Below are 20146 nucleotides of genomic sequence, written 5' to 3'. Positions count from 1 at the left end.
GATACGACTGCAATATGAACGGAACATGAACGCACGCGTCAAATGCGTAAAAAAGTCAATGTCACAGTCAGACCGGATGAGTCAGACGACAAGCTCGCGTCCCCACCAAGTTGGCGCATCGTCTCTTTGACGATGGCAAGCCCAAGACCCGTTCCGCGTGACGTTCGAGAAACATCGCCTTGGTAAAAACGTTCAAAGGCATGTTCCATCTGTTGTTCGGTCATACCTGGTCCTTCATCCTTGATTCGGACGATGACCTGGTTCGCTTGTTCTTCCGCTTGAATATGAATCGTCGCCCCTTCTTTCGAGACCGAGACGGCATTTCGAATGACATTTTGGAAGACATGTTCCAGCGCACTGGCATCTGCTTGAATCTGTAGTGCTGGCGATACATCGAGTGCGACAGCGATGCCTTGCTCATCCAGCTGAAAGGCAAGTGTTGTGAGTGTCGTCTCTAGACTCGTTCGTAGATCGAGTGCTTGTCGCTTGAAGCGCCGTCCTTCATCGAGCTTTGCTAAGATCAATAATTGACGCGTCAGCTCCGACATTCGCGCTGCCTCTTGTTGAATGATTGCCCGTCTCCTGACGTCTTCTCCCGTCACGTCGAGTTGTCCAGCGTACCCCGAGATCGTCGTCAACGGCGACTGGAATTCATGCGAGACGTTTGCAACGAACCGGCGTCGTTCCGTATCGGACGCTTCAATCGCCATCGCCATCTCGTCAAAGCGTCGGGACAGTTCACCAATCTCATCGCGCGCCTTCGTTCCGACGCGAATTCCATAGTCGCCGTCTGCCATTTGTTCCGTTGCTTTTGTCAGGCGCCGGATCGGACGCACGAGATACCGGATCGAGAAGACGAGCAAGAGAAAGCTGATCACGACAAGCAGTCCGAGGAACAGACCAACGAACAGGTGTAACTCGCGAATCTGCCGACTCAAGTCCGGACGGACGAAGATTGCATCCGTTCCTTGTGCCGTCTTGACCGACGTCCCGTACGTGTTGATGACTTCGTTATCGAATAGTCCAAGCAGGAAGAGATGAAACGGATACTCACGCATCCCGTAGTACGGTTGACCATTTTTCACTTGCTCGATGACTTGACTCGAGAGCGTTTCATTGCGAAATGTGTTTCCGTAACGCTCCGTTCCGTCATCTGTTCGAACATACAGTTGAAAGCCAGTTGCTTGTAACATCCGGTAAAACGATTCCGTCTTTCCGTCACCGTGCGTCTCGTAATAATCGATCGCTGTCTCGACCGCTTCCTCGACTTTTTGGCTATAGCTGTCCTGCCAAAACGAATAGTAGGCAATGTTACTGATTAAAAGAGCGAGTAGTGCGGACACGAGTAGGACGACACAGACGAGTCCGACGATTTTCGTATAGAGGCTTCTCATGCTTCGACCTCCAACCGGTAGCCGAGTCCGCGGACGGTCTCGATCTTCACCTGATTCGTCTCCTTTAAGCGTCCACGAAGTCGTTTGATGTGGACGTCAATCGTCCGGTCATCCCCCATGAAATCAAGTCCCCAGACGTGTTCGATCAATTCCTCGCGGCTGAAGACCCGTCCCGGGAAACTTGCCAGCTGATGTAATAATTCGAACTCGCGCCGCGGGAGTGTCCACTCGGTCGACTGGATCGTTACGAGCTGACTTCGTTTATCAATCGTGACATCCCCGAGATGTAGAACGGGTTGCGCCGCTTTTTGATAGCGCCGAGCCACGGCGTGAAGCCGAAACACTAATTCTTCCGGATCGAACGGCTTTGTGATGTAATCATCAGCACCTGCTGCAAAGCCGTCTCGCTTATCCGTCAGTTCACCGAGTGCCGTCAGCATCAAGATTGGGATGTCCCCGTTTTGCCGTAATCGCTCACATAGGACGAGACCGGTCTGCCCGGGGAGCAAGACGTCGAGCACGGCTGCTTCAAACGTCATCGTCTCGATCCAAGCGAGCGCTTCGTTTCCGTCTGCTGTCGCTCGGACGGAATGTCCATCGGCTTGTAACGTTGAACAGACGAGTGCTTGAATATGTGGATCATCTTCAACGACTAGAATATACATCGTACGCCTCCTTTTTTAGACAAACAAAATCCCCTTCCCCTTCTCATAACGAAAAGGACGAAGGGGATGACGGTCACCCGCGCTCTGGGTAGAGTGGGAAACGACCTGTCAAAGCAACGACACGCTCGCGTGCTTGTGCGAGAACGTCTGCTTCTTCTGGATGGTTCAAGACGAGTTCGATCAACTCGGCGATTTCTTTCATCTCGGCTTCCTTGAAGCCACGTGATGTCATGGCTGCCGTTCCGATCCGGATACCACTCGTGACGAACGGGCTCGCTGGGTCGAACGGAATCGTGTTCTTGTTGACCGTGATGCCGGCTTCGTCAAGTGCATGCTCTGCGAGTTTCCCTGTGATACCGAGCGGTTGTAAGTCGACGAGGAGCAAGTGATTGTCCGTTCCGCCTGAGACGATCCGGAGTCCACGCTTCGTCAATTCCTCACCGAGGACTTTTGCGTTTGTGACGACTTGACCGATGTAGTCCTTGAACTCTGGTGCAAGAGCTTCACCGAACGCGACAGCTTTCGCGGCGATGACATGCATGAGTGGACCACCTTGGATGCCTGGGAAGATCGCTTTATCGATTGCTTTCGCATGCTCTTCTTTACAGAGGATCATCCCACCACGTGGACCACGCAATGTCTTATGCGTCGTCGTCGTGACGAAGTGTGCATGCTCAACCGGGTTCGGGTGCTGACCTGCTGCGACGAGTCCAGCGATGTGTGCCATGTCGACCATCAAGTAAGCGCCGACGCTGTCTGCGATTTCACGGAAACGTTTGAAGTCGATGACGCGCGGATACGCCGATGCGCCCGCGACGATTAATTTTGGTTTGTGCTCTTCTGCTAATTTCGCGACGACGTCGTAATCAATCATCTCTGTCTCTTGATCGACACCGTATTCCACGAAGTTGTACTGGACACCGGAGAAATTGACGGGGCTACCGTGCGTCAGATGGCCACCGTGTGAGAGGTTCATCCCGAGGACCGTATCGCCTTGCTCGAGAATCGTGAAGTAGACCGCCATGTTCGCTTGTGCGCCCGAGTGTGGTTGCACGTTCGCGTGCTCCGCTCCGAAGATTTCCTTCGCGCGGTCGCGTGCTAAATTCTCAGCGAGATCGACATACTCACAGCCACCATAATAACGACGACCTGGGTAACCTTCTGCGTACTTGTTCGTCAAGACGCTGCCTTGTGCTTCCATGACAGCTTGCGAGACGAAGTTCTCGGATGCGATCAATTCGATGTTATCCCGTTGACGACCTAGTTCCTGGCGCATTGCCGAAAAGAGTGCCTCATCTTGTTGTTTCAGATACGTAAGCGGTGTTTGTTCCATCTGAATTCCCCCATTTCATTTCGATAGACCTATCTTAACACGAATGTTTCGTTCTCGGCATCCCTAAAAACAACATCAAAAAAGCAAGGGGTGCGCAACCCCTTGCATCAATCATTCGTATTTAGCACGTGCTCCACCGATTAATTTCGGTCGTGTCACGGCTGCCGTCACGTGTGCCTCACCGATTTCCTTGTGCGGCAAGCGCACGGGAATCGCAACAGCTTTCAAGTGCATCCCGATGAACGTATCACCGATATCAATCCCGGCGTCTGCCTGAATCGCTTCGACGACGACCGGTGCCGAGAAGCGCTGATAGGCAGCACTCGCCATCGATCCACCGGCTTCTGGAACAGGAACGACCGTCACCGGATCGAGCCCGAGTCGTTCTGCCGTTTGCCGCTCAAGCGTCAGCGCCCGGTTGATATGCTCACAGCCTTGGAAGGCAAGATCGACTTGGTGCGACCGACGAAAGGCATCAAAAACGTCGAACAAGGCGTCCGCGACTTCCGGTGAACCGGCCTTGCCGATTTGTTTGCCGATGACTTCACTCGTCGAACAGCCGATCACGAGCAATTTTCCTTTTAAGGAAAATCGTTCATCCAGAGCGTTCAGTGCTTCTTCTAAATCGTGCTGGATGCGTGTCAAGTCCATTACTTCACCTCATAATCTGAAATTTTACAAACGCGGTTCTCATGACGTCCGCCTTCGAATTCCGTTTCAAGCCAAAGCTGTGCAATCTCACGAGCCAGTCCTGGACCGATGACGCGTTCGCCCATCGTTAAGATGTTCGAATCGTTGTGCTGACGCGTCGCTTTCGCGCTGAACGTATCATGGACGAGTGCTGCTCGGATGCCCTTGACTTTGTTCGCTGCGATTCCGATCCCGATACCTGTTCCACAAATCAAGATGCCACGATCAAACTCTCCGCTTGCGACTGCCTCAGCGACTGGAATCGCGACATCCGGATAATCGATCGAGTCGGCTGAATGCGTACCGAAGTCCGTATAGTCGATGCCGAGCTCTTGTAAGAGGTCGTTGATTTCTGCCTTTAACTTAAAACCGCCATGATCCGCGCCGATTGCTACTTTCATCTTTACTATTCCCCCGTTTGTTTAGGTTGTTTTTTCGGAAGTTTCCGTGTATCCGGAGCTTTTCTTCCGTTTCCGTTCTGCGTCAATTTTAACACAAGACGGTTGACGAGGGGTTCGAGTTCATTACGTACTTGCCGGTAGACGTTCATTGATCCGCCGTACGGATCGTTGATGTCCCGTTCAAGCCCTGTCACATATTCATATAAGGTGAACGTCCGTTCCTTCAGTTCCGGATAGCGTTCACCGACTTCCTGCTTGTGCTGACGCGTCATCGTCAAGATGATGTCAGACCAACGCCCGAGTACATCATCAAAGACTTGCGTATAGTGTTCGAGTTCGATCCCGCGCTCACGTAACACTTGTAAGGCGTTCTCGGACGCATCAAATCCTTGCATCGAACGTAGTCCTGCTGAACGGACGTCGAATTCCTGATCAGCGACTTTCGAGCGTAGTAACGCCATCGCCATCGGGCTACGGCATGTATTTCCTGTACAGATGAATAAAACGCGACGTGTGCTCATCTCCGTATCCTCCTTCTTCAAGGGCGAATGACCCGACCACCTGCTGCTTTATGGAGGCGGTTGCGGACCGCAAGCCCCACCCCTTCTTCTGATAGGTCTCGTACAAAAATCTGATCCACCGTCGTCTGATCAAATCGCCGTAAACAATCGTAAAGACGTTGTGCCGCCGTCTCCATCGAATTACCAAGGGAGCAGCGAACATCTGCGTCGACTTCCTCCCCGTCAAACAGGAGGACGCCCGTCTTGTGTCCGGTTTGTCGTGCATCATCGATGAGTTGCTGTAAGAATGAAAGATCTCCCTCAACTACGGAAAGTGTTGCTTCCGGTGCGTAGTGGGTATATTTCATCCCGGGTGCCTTCGGTGTAACATCTTTCATCGATAAGGCAGGATCGAGTGTGACAGGACCGATGACTGACTCGATTTGTTCGCGTGTCACGCCGCCCGGTCGTAAAATCGCCGGTGGCGTCATCGTACAATCGATGACAGTCGATTCGACCCCGATGCCCGTTTCCCCTCCATCGACGATCGCAGCGATGCGTCCCGAGAGGTCATGTGCGACGTGCGCAGATGACGTCGGTGAAGGTTTTCCGGAACGGTTGGCACTCGGTGCTGCGAGACCCAACCCTGTCGCCTCGATCAATCGAAGCGCGAGCGGATGGTCTGGCATCCGTAATCCGATCGTATCTAGTCCTGCTGTGACGAGTGTGGATGCGGTGCCGTTCGATTCGAGGATGATCGTCAAGGCTCCTGGCCAGAACGCCTCCATCAAACGTGCCGCGACATCTGGAATGTGCGTGACGAACTGATGTGCCTGTTCTACGGATGCGACATGGACAATCAGCGGATTGTCAGAAGGTCGACCCTTCGCGGCGAAGATTCGCCGAACAGCCGCTTCGTTCGTTGCGTCCCCTGCGAGACCATAAACGGTCTCGGTCGGCATCGCCACGACCTCTCCTTCCTGCAATAACCGAACTGCTTCATCCATCGTCTGTAAGTCAATCATTTCCGTCTTCACGCTTTACAATCCTTTCGTTCCGCATACACGATACGGTCTTTACCGTTTATATCTTTTAAAATACCCGTTTCCGCATTTGGATAACGTTCTTTTAACATCATTTGCACTTCTGGTCCTTGATTGTGTCCAATTTCAAACGCAATCAGTCGGAAATCGTCGCGTAGGACCCGTCCACTCTCCTCGACGAGACGTCGGTAAAAGACGAGACCGTCTTTTCCGCCAAACAGGGCGAGATGCGGTTCATGATCGAACACGACTTCACTGAGTAATTCTTCTTCCTCGATATAAGGAGGATTCGAAACGAGCACCCGAACGGAACCGTCCGCAAGTGGCGCTAGTAGATCTCCTTCAAGGAACGTCACGTCTCCACCAAGAGTTGCTTGATTTTGCTTCGCGACCGCAATCGCGGCCGGTGAAATATCGACGGTCGTGACCGGTTGCTCGAGTTCGAGGGCGAGCGTGATTCCGATTGCTCCACTACCGGTACCGATGTCGACGATCTGTCCCGCGGTGAACGACTCACGTTTGAGACGTTCCGTCACGAAGACGATCAACTCCTCCGTTTCTGGTCGTGGGATCAAGACATCCGGTGTGACACGGAAATCCCGTCCGTAAAACGGCTGATAGCCGATTAAATGCTGAACGGGCACGCCGTGAACATGAGCAAGCAAGTATTCACTGAATCGTAAATCCTGCTCCGGCGTCAATTCATCGGACAAGCGGACAAGGAGTCCGGTCCGGTCGACATCCAAGACGTGCATGAGTAACCATTCGGCACTTGAACCCTCGCGTCCTGCTTGTTCCATCATCGTTTTTGCATCATTTAGACGTTTTGCGATCCGCATCAGTTCGCCGCCTCCGATGCCCGCGCCTGATGTTCCATGACGAGCGTATCGATGACTTCATCCATCTCACCTTGCAAGATTCGATCAAGCTTCTGGATCGTTAATCCGATCCGGTGATCCGTCACCCGGTTTTGAGCGAAATTATACGTCCGAATCCGCTCTGAACGGTCACCCGTACCGACAGCCGACTTCCGTTTTTCATCATATTCCGCTTGCTGTTCGCGTTGAATCTTATCGTAGACACGCGCACGCAAGACCTTCATCGCTTTTTCCTTATTCTTGATTTGCGACTTCTCATCCTGACAGCTGGCGACGATTCCTGTCGGCACGTGCGTGACACGGACAGCGGACTGTGTCGTATTGACGGACTGGCCACCCGGTCCACTCGACGTGAACGTATCGACTCGGACATCCTTGTCATGGATCTCGACTTCGACGTCTTCTGCTTCCGGTAGCACGGCGACAGTCGCTGTTGATGTATGAATCCGCCCACCGGATTCCGTTGACGGAACGCGTTGGACGCGGTGTGCCCCGTTCTCGTATTTCAACTTCGAATAAGCACCTGTTCCTTTGACAATGAAGATGATTTCTTTGTAGCCACCGAGTTCCGTGTAGCTCGCATCGATGATCTCAATCTTCCAGTTCTGTTTCTCAGCAAACTTCGAGTACATCTTGAACAGGTCACCCGCAAATAAGGCTGCCTCGTCTCCCCCTGCTGCACCACGAATCTCGACGATGACGTTCTTATCGTCATTCGGATCCTTCGGTAATAATAAAGCCTTCAGCTTCGCTTCGAGCTCTTTAATCTCCGGTTCAAGCATCGCGACTTCTTCCTTCGCAAGGTCGCGCATCTCCGGATCCGTCAACATTTGACGTGCCTCTTGATAAGCTTCCATCTTCTCGCGGTAGACACGGTACGTCTCGACGGTCGGCGCAAGTTGTGACTGCTCTTTTGAGACCTCTCGCAATTGATTCGTATCATTAATGATGGCTGGATCAGCCAACATATCATTCAGTTTTTCATAACGGTCCTCTAACGCACTCAATCGATCCAACATCTCGGTCATCCTTCCTGGTGGTTCTTCTGTCGTCAGTATAGCAAATATTGCGATCGATGGCGTCATCGTCTTCTTGAAAAGAAACGTTGACAGACGGGTTTTAAATTCCTATAATTGGTGTATTAATTGAATTAGTACACTTAAGGAGGTGAAGAAATGTTCACCGTTGATCCGAAAAGTCCGTTACCGATCTATGAACAGTTGGTCGCTCAAATCATCCGCTCGATTGCCCGTGGTCTACTCCGCTCCGGCGAACAGATGCCATCCGTCCGTGAACTTGCCGGTACACTCCTTGTCAATCCGAACACTGTCTCCCGCGCCTATCAGGAACTCGAGAGCCGCAACTTCATCGTCACGATGCGCGGTAAAGGCTCCTTCATCTCAGACATCCCACTTCATGAAGTCAAACAAGCAGCCATCCAAGATCCACTCATCCGCCTTTGTGCCATCGCCGACGAATTATCCATCTCAAACGAAGAACTTTATCAACATATCTTACACATAAGGGAGGATTCCTCATGTTGACCGTTTCTCATCTGACGAAACAAATTGACCGTACCATGATTTATGAAAATGCATCCTTCACCCTGCCGGCAGGAACGATTACTGCCTTGATTGGTCGTAATGGTGCCGGAAAAACGACATTACTGAAAACACTCGTTGGAGCGCTCGAGCCGACCCGCGGGAAAGTCGAATGGAATGGTGAGTCGATCCACCACGTTCCGAAGACGCGGGAGCACCTTTTCCTCGTTCCGGATTCTGTCTCCGTCTACCGCCAGATGACGCTCGGTGAACTGATCAACTTCTACCACGTCTTTTATCCGAACTTCGAGAAGACGTATATCGAAAACTACTGTCGCTCGTCGAATCTCGATCGCGGACGTCGCGTCACTTCATTATCGAAGGGACAAGCCCAATTGTTCCTTCTCCAACTCGCGTTCGCAACGAATGCCCCGGTTCTGTTACTCGATGAACCAACCGATGGACTTGACCGAATCAACAAACGTGATTATCTGAAACAACTCGTCTCATTACTTGCGGAGCGCCAGACAGCCGTTCTGATTGCTTCGCATCAACTCGAAGAACTCGATTCCCTTGCCGACCGTGTCATGACGATCGAAAAACACCTCGTCCGCGAACCGAAGGCACTCGATGATGCCAAAGCTAGCATGCAGAAATGGCAAGTCGTCTATGAAGATGTTCCAGAGCTCAGTCATGCCGATCTCCACGTCTTATCCCAAACAGGTCGGGTCGTGACGTTACTCGTCTTATCCGATGCAGGCGCGCAGTATCTTGAAACGACGCGTCCTCTCTTAAAGGATGCTTTGCCAGTGCAGATGGAAGATTACTTCTTGGGGACATTTGGAGGGAAACGACATGGTTAAGCAATTGATCCGCTATCACATCAAGCAAGGCATTTGGCCACTCGCTTGTTTTATTCTACTGGCGATCTTCAGTTATGGTTTTGGTAGTTATACCATCATCAATGACTTTGAAACATATGAAGTATCTTATCAAACCGAAACGATTCAAGCTGTCCTCGTCAGTCCGTTCTTCGCTGGATTCGCTGCAATTCTCATCGCCGTCTTTGCGATCCTGATGCTTGGTTCGGAGCGTGGGAGTGGTCGCAGCCTGATTTTACATGCGTTGCCGTTCCCGAAGGTCTGGCTGTTCTGGATCAAATGGGCGATCGGCACTGTGACGTTGATCGTCTTCCCGATCATCGGTTTTTTCGCCAGTTGGTCATTACTGCAAGCATTCGGTATCAATCCGTTTGATTACGTCACGTGGTCGTCACTCCTTCAAGATTTTGGTCTATTCCTTCTATTTGATGTGACGATTTTGACGGTCTTCTTATTCGCCGGAACGATTGCTGGTGATATCATCGGACAACTGTTACTCGGAACGTTCTTCTTGTTCTTGAATTACTTCACGTATTTCAGTATCTATGCTATCGGTCAACTGGGTTTTGGCGTGGGCTACGAAGAGTTAGACAAACCAACAAGCTTTTTGATGACAATCACGACGCCCTTTGCACTCTTCTTCGAGTACAATACCGATTTCAACATCACTTATGCTGTATTGTTCAGTTTAGCCTTGACGGTCGTCTTACTGATTTTCGGTAGTCGTCTCTATGTCAAAGGTGCGAACGAACGTCTCGGGCGTTTCACGATTTTCCCGAAATTACATCCAGCACTCATCATCACCTTCTCGATCTATACGACAATCCTACTCGCGGGAATCATCGGTCTGATTTCGTCCGAGAATCAATTCCTGTACTGGCTCGCAATCGCGATTCTCGCGTGGCCGACGTTCAGCTCTTATCGCAGAATGATTGGGTGGAGTCGCTAATGCAACGAATGGATCTTCTGAAATGACTTTTCAGAAGGTCCATTTTTTTGTCATCGATTCTTCACAAAGCTTTACAAACGATAAACATGGATTTCACATTCTATCCGTAAGGTGGAGTTTGTAGGTCGTATCGATCATCAAACCCCAGCACCTTTCGAGGAGGAACTCTTATGAAATTAAAACGTATCATTCCGATTTTTGCCTTATCAACCCTTTCCCTTAGTACGATGCTCTCGATGCCTGAAGCAGAAGCAAAGACGAAACCGGTCAAATCACCGGAAATCCGGAACGTCATCTTCTTGATCGGCGACGGGATGGGTGTCTCCTATACATCAGCACATCGTTACTTAAAGAACGATCCATCGACACCGGTTGCTGAAAAAACAGCGTTTGACCAATACCTCGTTGGTCAACAGATGACTTATCCGGAAGATCCGAAGGAAAACGTCACCGATTCCGCTTCCGCAGCAACAGCGATGTCATCCGGCGTCAAGACGTATAATGCAGCGATTGCTGTCGATAACGATAAATCGGAAGTCAAGACCGTCCTTGAAGCAGCGAAAGAACGCGGTAAGTCAACAGGACTCGTTGCAACATCGGAAATCACGCATGCGACACCTGCTTCGTTCGGTGCTCATGATGAGAGCCGAAAGAACATGAACGCGATCGCAGACGATTACTTCAAGGAACGCGTCAATGGGAAGCATAAAATTGACGTCATGCTCGGTGGCGGTAAGTCGAACTTCGTCCGTCCGGATGTTGATTTGACGAAAGCATTCAAAAAAGACGGTTACAGTTACGTCACGGATCTGGATCAATTGCAAGGTGATAAAAACAAACAAGTCCTCGGTCTGTTCGCAGATGGTGGATTACCAAAACGGATTGACCGCGAAAACTCGGTCCCATCGCTTGAACAAATGACGAACTCTGCCATTAAGCGACTCGACTCGAACAAAAAAGGATTTTTCCTGATGGTCGAAGGTAGCCAAGTCGACTGGGCCGGTCATGACAATGATATCGTCGGTGCCATGAGTGAGATGGAAGACTTCGAGCGGGCATTCAAAGCCGCGATCGCATTTGCAAAGAAGGATAAACATACACTCGTCGTCGCGACAGCTGACCACTCAACGGGTGGATATTCAATCGGTGCAGATGGCATCTATAACTGGTTCGCTGAACCGATCAAAGCGGCAAAGAAAACCCCTGACTTCATGGCGCAAAAAATCGTCGATGGTGCGGACGTCCGCAAGACGTTGACGACGTATATCGATCAGGACAAACTCGCCTTGACGGACAAAGAAATCGATAGCGTCTCCCGCGCTGCTGAATCGAAGAAATTACTCGAGATCGATAATGCGATTGAAGAAATCTTCAACGAACGCTCGCATACAGGCTGGACGACAGGTGGACATACAGGTGAAGACGTACCGGTCTATGCGTTCGGTCCTGCTAAAGAACGTTTCGCGGGACAAGTCGACAACACGGATCACGCGAAAATCATCTTCGATCTCTTGAAATCGAAGAAATAAGGAGAATGTTCATGAGACAGATACTTGCTACTTTGATGCTCGGGACGGTGCTCGCTGGTTGTGGCACTTCAGCATCACAAGACACACCAAAAGAACCAGCGTCTGCGAAACAGGAGCAGCCGGTATCGCTTGAAAAAACAAGCGCCTACGTTCCAAACCCACAAATTCCAGACGATCGCGATTTGACAAAAATCGATCAGACCGTCACGGATGATAAGGGCGACCTGACGCTTAAACAATTCAAACGAGTGAACGAAACACGGAAGATTGGTCCGATCGAGATGACGATCGAAGAGATCAAAGTATTCCATGCTCGTCCAAGCTATGGCATGACTGATTTCTTCCATGGCTTTACGCACGATGAATCCTTTGATTTGATCAAGACACGGGTCACGATCAAGAACACAAGTAATGAACCGGTCACGTTCAATCCTGTCGCCCACTTCAAACTCGATGCTGCGACAGAAAAGACGCTCGAGGACGACGTCTATTTGGAGTCGCTTGCGAAGACTTACGCCCCGTCCGAGTCACGGAGTGGTAACTTCGGCTTCATCTTGGAACATCCGGTTGACTCGATTGAACTCTTGACGAGTGATGTTCTCGATGAAAAACAAGATGTCCTCAAAAAAGGAACGACGTTTTCGACGTCTCTTCGTTGACTGACATTCACACTTCTATGCTCTATCTATTTTCCGGTCATGTCCGGATCATAGGTGGAGCTATTTTGATGCCTGTAATCGTTCCGTGCTACACTAAAGGCATTATTTGAGTGTAAAGGATGGATCATATGCCGAAGTATTTAAACATCTATCACGCGCTCGCACAGCGGATTCAGGAAGGAACGCTCCCGGCTGAAACGAAATTACCTTCTGAGACGGAATTGATGCACGAATTCGAGGCGAGCCGCGGAACGGTCCGAAAAGCGATCGATGCCCTGCAAGAAAAAGGCTTCGTCCGTAAACACCAAGGGAAAGGTGTCTTCGTCCTGTCGCAAGAAGCGATCGAGTTCCAATTCAACGGCATCGTCAGCTTCTCGGAAGCACATCGCCGGATGGGGCGTCATACCGTCGAGACGGATGTCTTATCCTGCGAAGTCCTTTCCGCTTCCGCTGAACTTGCTTCGTTATTGCATGTGGCACAAGGAACGGACGTGACACGCATCGAGCGCATTCGCCAGATCGATGGTGAACGGGTCATCCGTGACATCAATCATTTCGTGACCGCACTCGTGCCTGGACTGACTACTGACATCGCTAAAGGTTCGATCTATCAATACATCGAAGAGACACTCGGTCGACAGATCAGCTACGCGAAACGAAAAATCGAAGCTCGCCCTGCGACAATGGAAGACCAAGAACGACTCGACCTTCATGATATGACGCATGTCATCGTCGTCACGAACGATACGTATTTCTATGAAGGACAACATTTTGAACGGACGGAATCGCGTCACCGGCTCGATAAGTTTCAGTTCACTGATATTGCCCGTCGTTGAATATAGGCTGCAAGATGAGGGAATCCGTAGATGACGGATTCTCTCTTTTTTATTCTTTTTCAACTTATCTATATAAGTTCTTGACCAACTTATATAGATAAGTTAAGATAAATGTGCGCAGATAAGAAAACGTTTTCATTTCAAAAGTGGTCGAGTATGTCACTTCCAAAAAGGAGCATCGAGATGAAACCAAACTATCGTCAGATTGCAGAGCAAATCATTGAGAACATCGGAGGCAAGGAGAACGTCGAGCAAGCAGCTCACTGTGTCACCCGCCTTCGTTTAACGCTTAAGAACCAAGAACTTGTCGATCAAGACGCCTTACTTGAAGTACCGCTCGTTAAAGGCGCGTTCTTGAACGCGGGTGTCTATCAAATCGTCATTGGTGCCGGTGATGTCGACCGGGTCTATGCAGAATTCATTCAACTGACCGGCTTACAGGCAACAACGATCGCAGATGTCAAATCGTCTGGTGCTGCTAAGATGAATCCGTTCCAAAAGTTGATCAAAGTCTTTTCTGATGTCTTCATGCCTATCATTCCAGCAATCATCGTTGCTGGTCTCTTAATGGGAATCAATAATCTATTCGGAATCGAGTTCGGTGGCAAGACGATGATCGATCGTTATCCGAACTTACAAGGACTTTGGGATCTCATCAATATGATGGCCAATACGGCCTTCGTCTTCCTGCCAGCACTCGTCGGTTGGTCAGCGACGAAACGCTTTGGTGGTAGTGAGATTCTTGGGATCGTCATGGGTCTGATGCTTGTTCATCCAGATCTCTTAAACGCTTGGAACTACGGACAAAGTGCTCTAAAAGGTGAAATCCCGACGTTCAACATTCTCGGTCTCTTTGAAATTGAAAAAGTCGGCTATCAGGGACAAATCCTCCCTGTACTCGCTGCCGCTTACGTCCTCAGTACGATCGAACGTTGGCTCAAAAAACGAGTACCGAATGCGATTCAATTACTCGTCGTACCGATTACGACGATTACATTGACCGGATTCCTCGCCCTTGCTGTCATCGGACCGGTCACGCGTCAAGTCGGTGACTGGATTACGATCGGTGTCGTCAATACGTTCGAAGCTGTTCCGTTACTTGGTGCCTTACTCTTTGGCGCACTCTATGCGCCGCTCGTCATTACCGGGATGCATCATATGTTCATCGCCGTCGACTTACAGTTGATCGGACAAAGCGGAACGACGTTCATCTGGCCGATGATCGCGATTTCGAACATCGCCCAAGGTTCAGCAACACTCGCGATGCTTTTCCTCGCGAAAAACGTTAATGATAAAAACATGGCATCAACGTCCGCTTTATCCGCCTACTTTGGAATCACGGAACCGGCCATGTTCGGGGTCAATCTCCGGTTCAAATATCCGTTTTACGCGGCACTCGTCGGTTCAGCAATCGCGTCAGCTTTCATCGCCGTCAGTGGCGTTCTTGCTCCTGCGATCGGTGTTGGCGGATTACCTGCTTTCATTTCGATCGTACCAGGCTCGATTCTGTCATTCATCGTCGGCATGGTGATCGCGATCATCGTTCCTGTCGCCTGTACGTTCCTGTTCCACTATGTCTCAACGAAACGCGCAAAAAAAGCTGCCCTGAAAAAAGCAGCGTAATTCTAGAAAGGTGTGTATCTCATGATCACGACAACCGATTGGCGCAAATCCGCCGTTTATCAAATCTATCCGAAGAGTTTTTATAGTCCGGAGGGCAAAGCGACCGGTACGTTACGTGGCGTCACTGCCAAACTCGATTATCTGGCGGATCTTGGTGTCGATTACCTTTGGTTGACGCCGGTCTATGCTTCACCTCAGAACGACAATGGCTATGATGTCAGTGATTATTACGCGATTGATCCATCCTACGGAACAATGGACGATTTCGAGACGTTAATTGCAGAAGCAAAACAACGCGGTCTGTCTGTCATGATGGACATCGTCGTCAATCACTGTTCAACGTCGCATGCCTGGTTCGAAGAAGGACGTCATCCCGATAGCCCCTATCACGACTATTTCATTTGGCGCGAGACACCGAACGACTGGATATCAAAATTCGGCGGTCCCGCTTGGTCATTTGATGAGGTAGCTGGTAAGTATTACTTGCACCTGTTCGACAAGACGCAAGCGGATCTGAACTGGGAAAATCCACGTTTACGAGAAGATGTTTACAACATGATGCGCTTTTGGCGGGATAAAGGGGTCAGCGGCTTCCGACTCGATGTCATCAATTTGATCTCAAAGACGCCAGGTCTTCCGAACGATCCAGCAGGAGACGGACGTGCGTATTATACGGACGGACCGAACGTCCATGACTACTTGCAAGAGATGAACGCAGAAGTCTTTGCTGGACACGATCTCATGACGGTCGGCGAGATGTCGTCGACGTCACTTGAACACTGCCTTCGTTATTCATCGCTTGATGAACAAGAACTGAAGATGACGTTCAACTTTCATCATTTGAAGGTCGATTATCCGAACGGTGAAAAATGGACGGCAGCACCATTTGATTTCAAGCAACTGAAACAGATTTTCTCCGACTGGCAATCCGGCATGAACGGACAAGCCTGGAACGCAATCTTTTGGTGCAACCATGACCAGCCACGCGTCGTCAGCCGGTTCGGTGACGACGTCACGTACCGCGTCGAAAGTGCGAAGATGCTCGCGACGACGCTTCATGGTCTACAAGGTACACCGTATATCTATCAAGGAGAAGAGATCGGCATGCCGAATCCGGACTTCACGGATCTGTCCGACTACCGCGATGTCGAGACATTGAACGCCTATCAGGAAGCTCGGAACAACGGTGTAACGGAAGAAGCGATTCTCGCTGCGATTCGTCAAAAGTCGCGTGACAATGCGCGGACGCCGATGCCATGGTCAGACGCACTCAACGGTGGCTTTAGTACAAGCGAGCCGTGGATCCCGGTCTCGCCGACGTATGATCACATCAATGTCGAGTCGGCTGTCGCAGACCCAAACTCGGTCTATCATCATTACAAACAGTTGATTCAACTCCGCAAACAGTATGACGTGCTGACGGACGGTTCATACCGTCTGTTGACACCAGACGATTCGTCACTCTGGGCGTACGAACGTGCCACAAGCGAGGAAGAGTTGCTTGTCGTTTCGAATTTCTACGGAACAGAGACGACGTTCACGTTACCTCGTGACGGATCGGATTATACAGTGTTGCTTCACAACTATCAGGAGATGCAGACAGAGGGACGCACTTTGACGTTACGTCCTTATGAATCCCTGATGCTTTATCGCAAAAAGTGATTGAATAAGACGAAGCACACGCGAAAAAGAGAAGATTGGTTTCTAGCATATCCTAGAAGCCAATCTTCTCTTTTGTTGAATAGATATAGAATGTGAATGCCTATCCCTCGACTACTACAGGAAAAGAAAGCATGGTACACGCTTTCGTCAGGGAAAGGAAAGACCCGGCGAACCGCATGGAATGCGGATCGCCGCGGCTTACCTCCCGCCTGTGGAAAGCGAGGATGGCAGAATCATTCGTTTTCAAAAATGATTCTTAAACACTAGTTCCTTTCGAGTCTTTCATTTTCGCATTCTCTATGAAACCTTCCGATTCGCTTCTTCTCGTTTCAACTGTTCGCGGAACAGTCGCGTCTCGGCAATGACGACGCCAGACAATCCAATCAAACCGATTAAGTTCGGAATCGCCATCAATCCGTTGAAGACATCGGAAATCGCCCAGACCATGTTCAAGTTCGTCGTCATCGCACCCGCTCCGGCGACTAAGACGAACAGGATGCGGTACGGTAGGATTGATTTTTGACCAAACAGATAATAGATCGATTTTTCCCCATAATATGACCACCCAAGGACCGTCGAGTAAGCGAACATGACGAGACCGATCGTAACGATGTATTTCCCAGCAGGACCGAGGAAGACTTCGAAGCTCGCCGTCGTCAATTCAACACCCTCCAACTTCGTATCGAGTTGTCCCCCCATGACGAGCGTCAGGCCCGTGATCGAACAGACGACCAATGTATCGAGGAACACTTGCGTCATCGAGACGAGCGCTTGACGCCCCGGGAAGTCCGTCTTCGCAGCAGCGGCTGCGATCGGTGCTGAACCAAGTCCCGCTTCGTTCGAGAAGACACCACGCGCGACACCGTAACGAATTGCCGCCCCGATTGCCCCACCCGTGATTGCCTCGTTTGAGAACGTACTACTGAAGATCGTTGAAATCGCACCTGGAATCAAATCATAGTTCATGATGAGAATCAGCAAGCCACTTCCGACATAGAAGAAAATCATGAACGGAACGAACAGACTGACGACTTTCCCGATTGACTTGACCCCACCGAGAATGACAACACCCGTCAGTACCATCAATACGATCCCCGTCACGTAAAGTGGCACATCGAACGTTGATTTCATCGCGAGGGCGACCGAGTTCGTCTGGACCCCGTTTCCGATCCCGAACGCAGCGATCGAAGCGAACGCGGCAAACAAGACACCGAGCCATTTCTGCTTCAGTCCACGCTCGAGGTAATACATCGGCCCCCCTGCCATCTGTCCTTTTTCATCAACGACACGATATTTGACGGCAAGAATCGCTTCCGCGTATTTCGTCGCCATCCCGAACAGACCGGACAGCCACATCCAGACGATCGCGCCTGGTCCCCCGAGGACGACGGCGGTTGCGACACCGACGATATTCCCCGTACCGACGGTCGCAGCCAGTGCCGTCATCAACGCTTGAAAGTGACTGATGTCACCTTCTGACTTATCGTCCTGATGCTTTGAAAACGCAAGCTTCAGCGCATACGGCAGTTTGGTAATTTGAATGAATCCTAAGCGAATCGTCAAGTAAATCCCCGTACCGACCAACAGAATGAGTAACGGTGGTCCCCATACGATATCGGACACCGCACTAATCCACTCACTAAATGAATTTCCCATTCGTCTTACCTCCCTTTATGAGATATGTAGTTCCTTACCATTTTTTCAGAATTTACTGATAATTGTCAAACTATTTTTTCATAAAACTATTTTACGTTTTAATTTTTTTGATAATAAGTAAATTTTTTACTTGTGAAGGTATAATCAAGAAAATAAATAGTTCATCTTGCAAAAAAGGAGCGAATCATATGAAGATTAAAACGAAGCTTATCTTATTGTCCTCCATACTTTTGCTTAGCTTGATCGGTGTCGGTTTATACGGCGCATCTTCTCTCAATCGCGTTGACCAAGAGAGTCAAACGATCACCTCGTCTTGGATTCCTGGTCTGAACTTATCCCATGAAACGAACACGGCACTGTCTGATTTGCGACGTGTCGAATTATTACACATTCAAGAAAATGATCCAGAGATCAAAGCCGGTTATGATAAGCGTGTCAAAGACGGTTTAGCGACCGTTGACGCGAATCTCGCGAAATACGAGAAAACGATTTATTTAAAAAGCGATCGCGAACTGTTCAATGATCTCACTAAAAAATGGCAAACTTTCAATGAGACGACTGATCGTCTTCTCGCCCTCAGTACACCAGAAACCCAAAAAGAAGCAGTCACCTATTATGAAGGTGAGAGTCGTGATTCATACTTCGCTGTCTCTGATCAATTAACGAAAATCGTGAAATACAATAATCAACAAGCGAAAATAAATGGTGATGCCATCACAAGTTCTGCCAATACAGCTCATATCCTTCTCTTCACGATCATCGGTGTCGTCGGATTACTCGGTGTCATCTTCACCGTCTTGATTTTACGCTCGATCTTCGGTCCACTCCGTCAACTGCAGGCGAAAACGCATGAACTGGCAACACAAGGCGGCGACTTGACGGCTCAACTCGACGTCGTGCGTGATGATGAAATCGGACAAATCGCCCAGTCGATGAATCAATTCATCGCCCACTTACGGACGATCATCATTCAAGTCGATGATACAGCAACCCACGTCGTATCGACCTCACGTCACGTCTCCGGTCGAATCAGCGAACTCGATCAGGATATGGCGTCGACTTCCCATACGATCGAAAACTTATCAGCCGGTATGCAGGAGACAGCCGCCTCTGCCGAAGAGATGAACTCGTCTGCTGTCGATATGGAAGCAACGATTCATGATATCGTCTCTAGTGCAGAAGCGAACGGAAAACGGGCGCAAGAAGTCGGTGGGCGTGCTGAATCACTTCAAGTCGTTGCAACAGAAGCGAAACAGACCGCGAATCACATTCTCGCTGAAACAAAAAGTAAACTCGAGGATGCGATGGCACGTGCGAAGGCCGTTAAAGAAATTTCCGTCTTATCGGACGCGATTCTTTCGATTGCGGCGCAAACGAATCTCTTATCCCTTAATGCTTCGATTGAAGCAGCACGCGCTGGTGAAGTCGGTCGCGGATTCGCTGTCGTCGCCGATGAAATTCGCAAACTTGCCGAAAGTAGTCGGGATACCGTCGAACAAATCCAAGATGTCTCGATTTCTGTCATCGAGTCCGTTGAACACTTGAACGCTGCGTCCGGCGAGATGCTCTCTTTCATTGATACAAAGGTCGCCAAAGACTATGATTTGTTTGAGGATGCCTCCGTCCAGTATCGAAATGATGCACAATTATTCGGCGATGCAGCGGAACACTTCGCCGTTCAAGCCGGTCAACTCCAGGAACTGACAGCAAACATGCTCGGTGTCATCCACGATGTTGCCGTCACCGTCAATGATGGGGCACAAGGCACACAATCGATGTCAGAACAAATCAATCATTCCGTCCAAGCGTTCCGGGATGTCCATGACCAGACTTCCGTCAGTCAACAGCAGGCAGAGGCACTAAAAGAGGTCTTACGCCAGTTCCAAGTCTAAACGACAAGCCCCTC

Annotated in this window: 19 protein-coding genes; 9 read left to right on the top strand and 10 right to left on the bottom strand. The window is 50.0% G+C overall.

From position 1 onward, the window contains the following. Positions 1-38 precede the first annotated feature (38 nt). The 9 genes from AC3B4V_RS14865 to prfA all read right to left on the bottom strand — a co-directional run bounded on the left by AC3B4V_RS14865 (position 39) and on the right by prfA (position 7923). Entirely contained in the window at positions 39-1394 is a 1356-nt protein-coding gene (locus tag AC3B4V_RS14865; RefSeq protein ID WP_488378801.1) for a HAMP domain-containing sensor histidine kinase, read from the bottom strand. Further along, positions 1391-2059 carry a response regulator transcription factor gene (locus AC3B4V_RS14860; protein WP_029342750.1) on the bottom strand — a complete coding sequence of 223 codons (669 nt, stop codon included), beginning with the start codon at positions 2057-2059 and terminating at the stop codon, positions 1391-1393. Before AC3B4V_RS14860 ends, AC3B4V_RS14865 begins: the two co-directional genes overlap by 4 nt. Before the next feature lie 73 nt (positions 2060-2132). Beyond that, complete coding sequence (glyA, locus tag AC3B4V_RS14855; RefSeq protein WP_029342751.1) at positions 2133-3392, bottom strand: serine hydroxymethyltransferase; 1260 nt, start codon at positions 3390-3392, stop codon at positions 2133-2135. Positions 3393-3503: 111 nt separating this feature from the next. Continuing rightward, positions 3504-4043, bottom strand: coding sequence for a TIGR01440 family protein (locus tag AC3B4V_RS14850; RefSeq protein WP_023469511.1), 540 nt, complete (start codon positions 4041-4043; stop codon positions 3504-3506). Next, entirely contained in the window at positions 4043-4483 is a 441-nt protein-coding gene (rpiB, locus tag AC3B4V_RS14845; protein WP_023469512.1) for a ribose 5-phosphate isomerase B, read from the bottom strand. The genes AC3B4V_RS14850 and rpiB overlap by 1 nt, the downstream gene beginning before the upstream one ends. A gap of 5 nt (positions 4484-4488) precedes the next feature. Continuing rightward, on the bottom strand, positions 4489-5004 hold the full coding sequence (locus AC3B4V_RS14840; RefSeq protein WP_023469513.1) for a low molecular weight protein arginine phosphatase: 516 nt from the start codon (positions 5002-5004) through the stop codon (positions 4489-4491). A 17-nt stretch (positions 5005-5021) separates the two neighbouring features. Next, entirely contained in the window at positions 5022-6020 is a 999-nt protein-coding gene (locus AC3B4V_RS14835) for an L-threonylcarbamoyladenylate synthase (protein ID WP_064299235.1), read from the bottom strand. Next, on the bottom strand, positions 6017-6865 hold the full coding sequence (prmC, locus tag AC3B4V_RS14830; RefSeq protein WP_488378800.1) for a peptide chain release factor N(5)-glutamine methyltransferase: 849 nt from the start codon (positions 6863-6865) through the stop codon (positions 6017-6019). The genes AC3B4V_RS14835 and prmC overlap by 4 nt, the downstream gene beginning before the upstream one ends. Next, positions 6865-7923 carry a peptide chain release factor 1 gene (gene prfA / locus AC3B4V_RS14825; protein ID WP_023469516.1) on the bottom strand — a complete coding sequence of 353 codons (1059 nt, stop codon included), beginning with the start codon at positions 7921-7923 and terminating at the stop codon, positions 6865-6867. Before prfA ends, prmC begins: the two co-directional genes overlap by 1 nt. A 156-nt stretch (positions 7924-8079) precedes the next feature. Here prfA and AC3B4V_RS14820 point away from each other — a divergent pair, with 156 nt between their 5' ends. The 8 genes from AC3B4V_RS14820 to treC all read left to right on the top strand — a co-directional run bounded on the left by AC3B4V_RS14820 (position 8080) and on the right by treC (position 16584). Further along, positions 8080-8448, top strand: a complete 369-nt coding sequence (locus AC3B4V_RS14820) for a GntR family transcriptional regulator (RefSeq protein ID WP_029342757.1) — start codon at positions 8080-8082, stop codon at positions 8446-8448. Next, positions 8442-9308, top strand: a complete 867-nt coding sequence (locus AC3B4V_RS14815; protein ID WP_029342758.1) for an ATP-binding cassette domain-containing protein — start codon at positions 8442-8444, stop codon at positions 9306-9308. Before AC3B4V_RS14820 ends, AC3B4V_RS14815 begins: the two co-directional genes overlap by 7 nt. Further along, the gene (locus tag AC3B4V_RS14810) at positions 9301-10275 is read left to right on the top strand and encodes an ABC transporter permease subunit (RefSeq protein WP_488378799.1); all 975 of its coding nucleotides are present in this window, start codon (positions 9301-9303) and stop codon (positions 10273-10275) included. The genes AC3B4V_RS14815 and AC3B4V_RS14810 overlap by 8 nt, the downstream gene beginning before the upstream one ends. A 170-nt stretch (positions 10276-10445) precedes the next feature. Beyond that, on the top strand, positions 10446-11804 hold the full coding sequence (locus tag AC3B4V_RS14805; RefSeq protein WP_058704141.1) for an alkaline phosphatase: 1359 nt from the start codon (positions 10446-10448) through the stop codon (positions 11802-11804). A gap of 11 nt (positions 11805-11815) precedes the next feature. Further along, the gene (locus tag AC3B4V_RS14800; RefSeq protein WP_488378798.1) at positions 11816-12463 is read left to right on the top strand and encodes a DUF4352 domain-containing protein; all 648 of its coding nucleotides are present in this window, start codon (positions 11816-11818) and stop codon (positions 12461-12463) included. A gap of 128 nt (positions 12464-12591) precedes the next feature. Next, positions 12592-13299 (top strand): trehalose operon repressor, encoded by a 708-nt coding sequence (treR, locus tag AC3B4V_RS14795; protein WP_488378797.1) that lies wholly within the window; start codon positions 12592-12594, stop codon positions 13297-13299. Between the two features lie 183 nt (positions 13300-13482). Next, on the top strand, positions 13483-14922 hold the full coding sequence (treP, locus tag AC3B4V_RS14790; protein WP_087681522.1) for a PTS system trehalose-specific EIIBC component: 1440 nt from the start codon (positions 13483-13485) through the stop codon (positions 14920-14922). A 21-nt stretch (positions 14923-14943) separates the two neighbouring features. Next, positions 14944-16584, top strand: a complete 1641-nt coding sequence (gene treC / locus AC3B4V_RS14785) for an alpha,alpha-phosphotrehalase (RefSeq protein WP_488378796.1) — start codon at positions 14944-14946, stop codon at positions 16582-16584. Between the two features lie 297 nt (positions 16585-16881). On the opposite strand, the gene AC3B4V_RS14780 is transcribed toward treC, so the two are convergent. Further along, the gene (locus tag AC3B4V_RS14780; RefSeq protein ID WP_029342765.1) at positions 16882-18240 is read right to left on the bottom strand and encodes an alanine/glycine:cation symporter family protein; all 1359 of its coding nucleotides are present in this window, start codon (positions 18238-18240) and stop codon (positions 16882-16884) included. 188 nt (positions 18241-18428) lie between these two features. Between AC3B4V_RS14780 and AC3B4V_RS14775 the strand changes: the two genes are divergently transcribed. Beyond that, entirely contained in the window at positions 18429-20132 is a 1704-nt protein-coding gene (locus AC3B4V_RS14775; RefSeq protein ID WP_488378795.1) for a methyl-accepting chemotaxis protein, read from the top strand. The last annotated feature ends 14 nt before the right edge of the window (positions 20133-20146 follow it).

Source organism: Exiguobacterium sp. E17S (genome assembly GCF_057772545.1).
This window is presented reverse-complemented; position numbering and strand designations above follow the sequence as displayed.

Bases quoted from the DNA above. Each gene is read 5' to 3' on its own strand.
- AC3B4V_RS14850 (WP_023469511.1), bottom strand. From the start codon at position 4,043: ATGGACTTGACACGCATCCAGCACGATTTAGAAGAAGCACTGAACGCT.
- AC3B4V_RS14775 (WP_488378795.1), top strand. From the start codon at position 18,429: ATGAAGATTAAAACGAAGCTTATCTTATTGTCCTCCATACTTTTGCTT.
- AC3B4V_RS14805 (WP_058704141.1), top strand. From the start codon at position 10,446: ATGAAATTAAAACGTATCATTCCGATTTTTGCCTTATCAACCCTTTCC.
- glyA (WP_029342751.1), bottom strand. From the start codon at position 3,392: ATGGAACAAACACCGCTTACGTATCTGAAACAACAAGATGAGGCACTC.
- AC3B4V_RS14810 (WP_488378799.1), top strand. From the start codon at position 9,301: ATGGTTAAGCAATTGATCCGCTATCACATCAAGCAAGGCATTTGGCCA.
- AC3B4V_RS14780 (WP_029342765.1), bottom strand. From the start codon at position 18,240: ATGGGAAATTCATTTAGTGAGTGGATTAGTGCGGTGTCCGATATCGTA.
- prfA (WP_023469516.1), bottom strand. From the start codon at position 7,923: ATGTTGGATCGATTGAGTGCGTTAGAGGACCGTTATGAAAAACTGAAT.
- prmC (WP_488378800.1), bottom strand. From the start codon at position 6,865: ATGCGGATCGCAAAACGTCTAAATGATGCAAAAACGATGATGGAACAA.
- treP (WP_087681522.1), top strand. From the start codon at position 13,483: ATGAAACCAAACTATCGTCAGATTGCAGAGCAAATCATTGAGAACATC.
- AC3B4V_RS14820 (WP_029342757.1), top strand. From the start codon at position 8,080: ATGTTCACCGTTGATCCGAAAAGTCCGTTACCGATCTATGAACAGTTG.
- AC3B4V_RS14800 (WP_488378798.1), top strand. From the start codon at position 11,816: ATGAGACAGATACTTGCTACTTTGATGCTCGGGACGGTGCTCGCTGGT.
- rpiB (WP_023469512.1), bottom strand. From the start codon at position 4,483: ATGAAAGTAGCAATCGGCGCGGATCATGGCGGTTTTAAGTTAAAGGCA.
- AC3B4V_RS14815 (WP_029342758.1), top strand. From the start codon at position 8,442: ATGTTGACCGTTTCTCATCTGACGAAACAAATTGACCGTACCATGATT.
- AC3B4V_RS14840 (WP_023469513.1), bottom strand. From the start codon at position 5,004: ATGAGCACACGTCGCGTTTTATTCATCTGTACAGGAAATACATGCCGT.
- AC3B4V_RS14865 (WP_488378801.1), bottom strand. From the start codon at position 1,394: ATGAGAAGCCTCTATACGAAAATCGTCGGACTCGTCTGTGTCGTCCTA.
- treR (WP_488378797.1), top strand. From the start codon at position 12,592: ATGCCGAAGTATTTAAACATCTATCACGCGCTCGCACAGCGGATTCAG.
- treC (WP_488378796.1), top strand. From the start codon at position 14,944: ATGATCACGACAACCGATTGGCGCAAATCCGCCGTTTATCAAATCTAT.
- AC3B4V_RS14860 (WP_029342750.1), bottom strand. From the start codon at position 2,059: ATGTATATTCTAGTCGTTGAAGATGATCCACATATTCAAGCACTCGTC.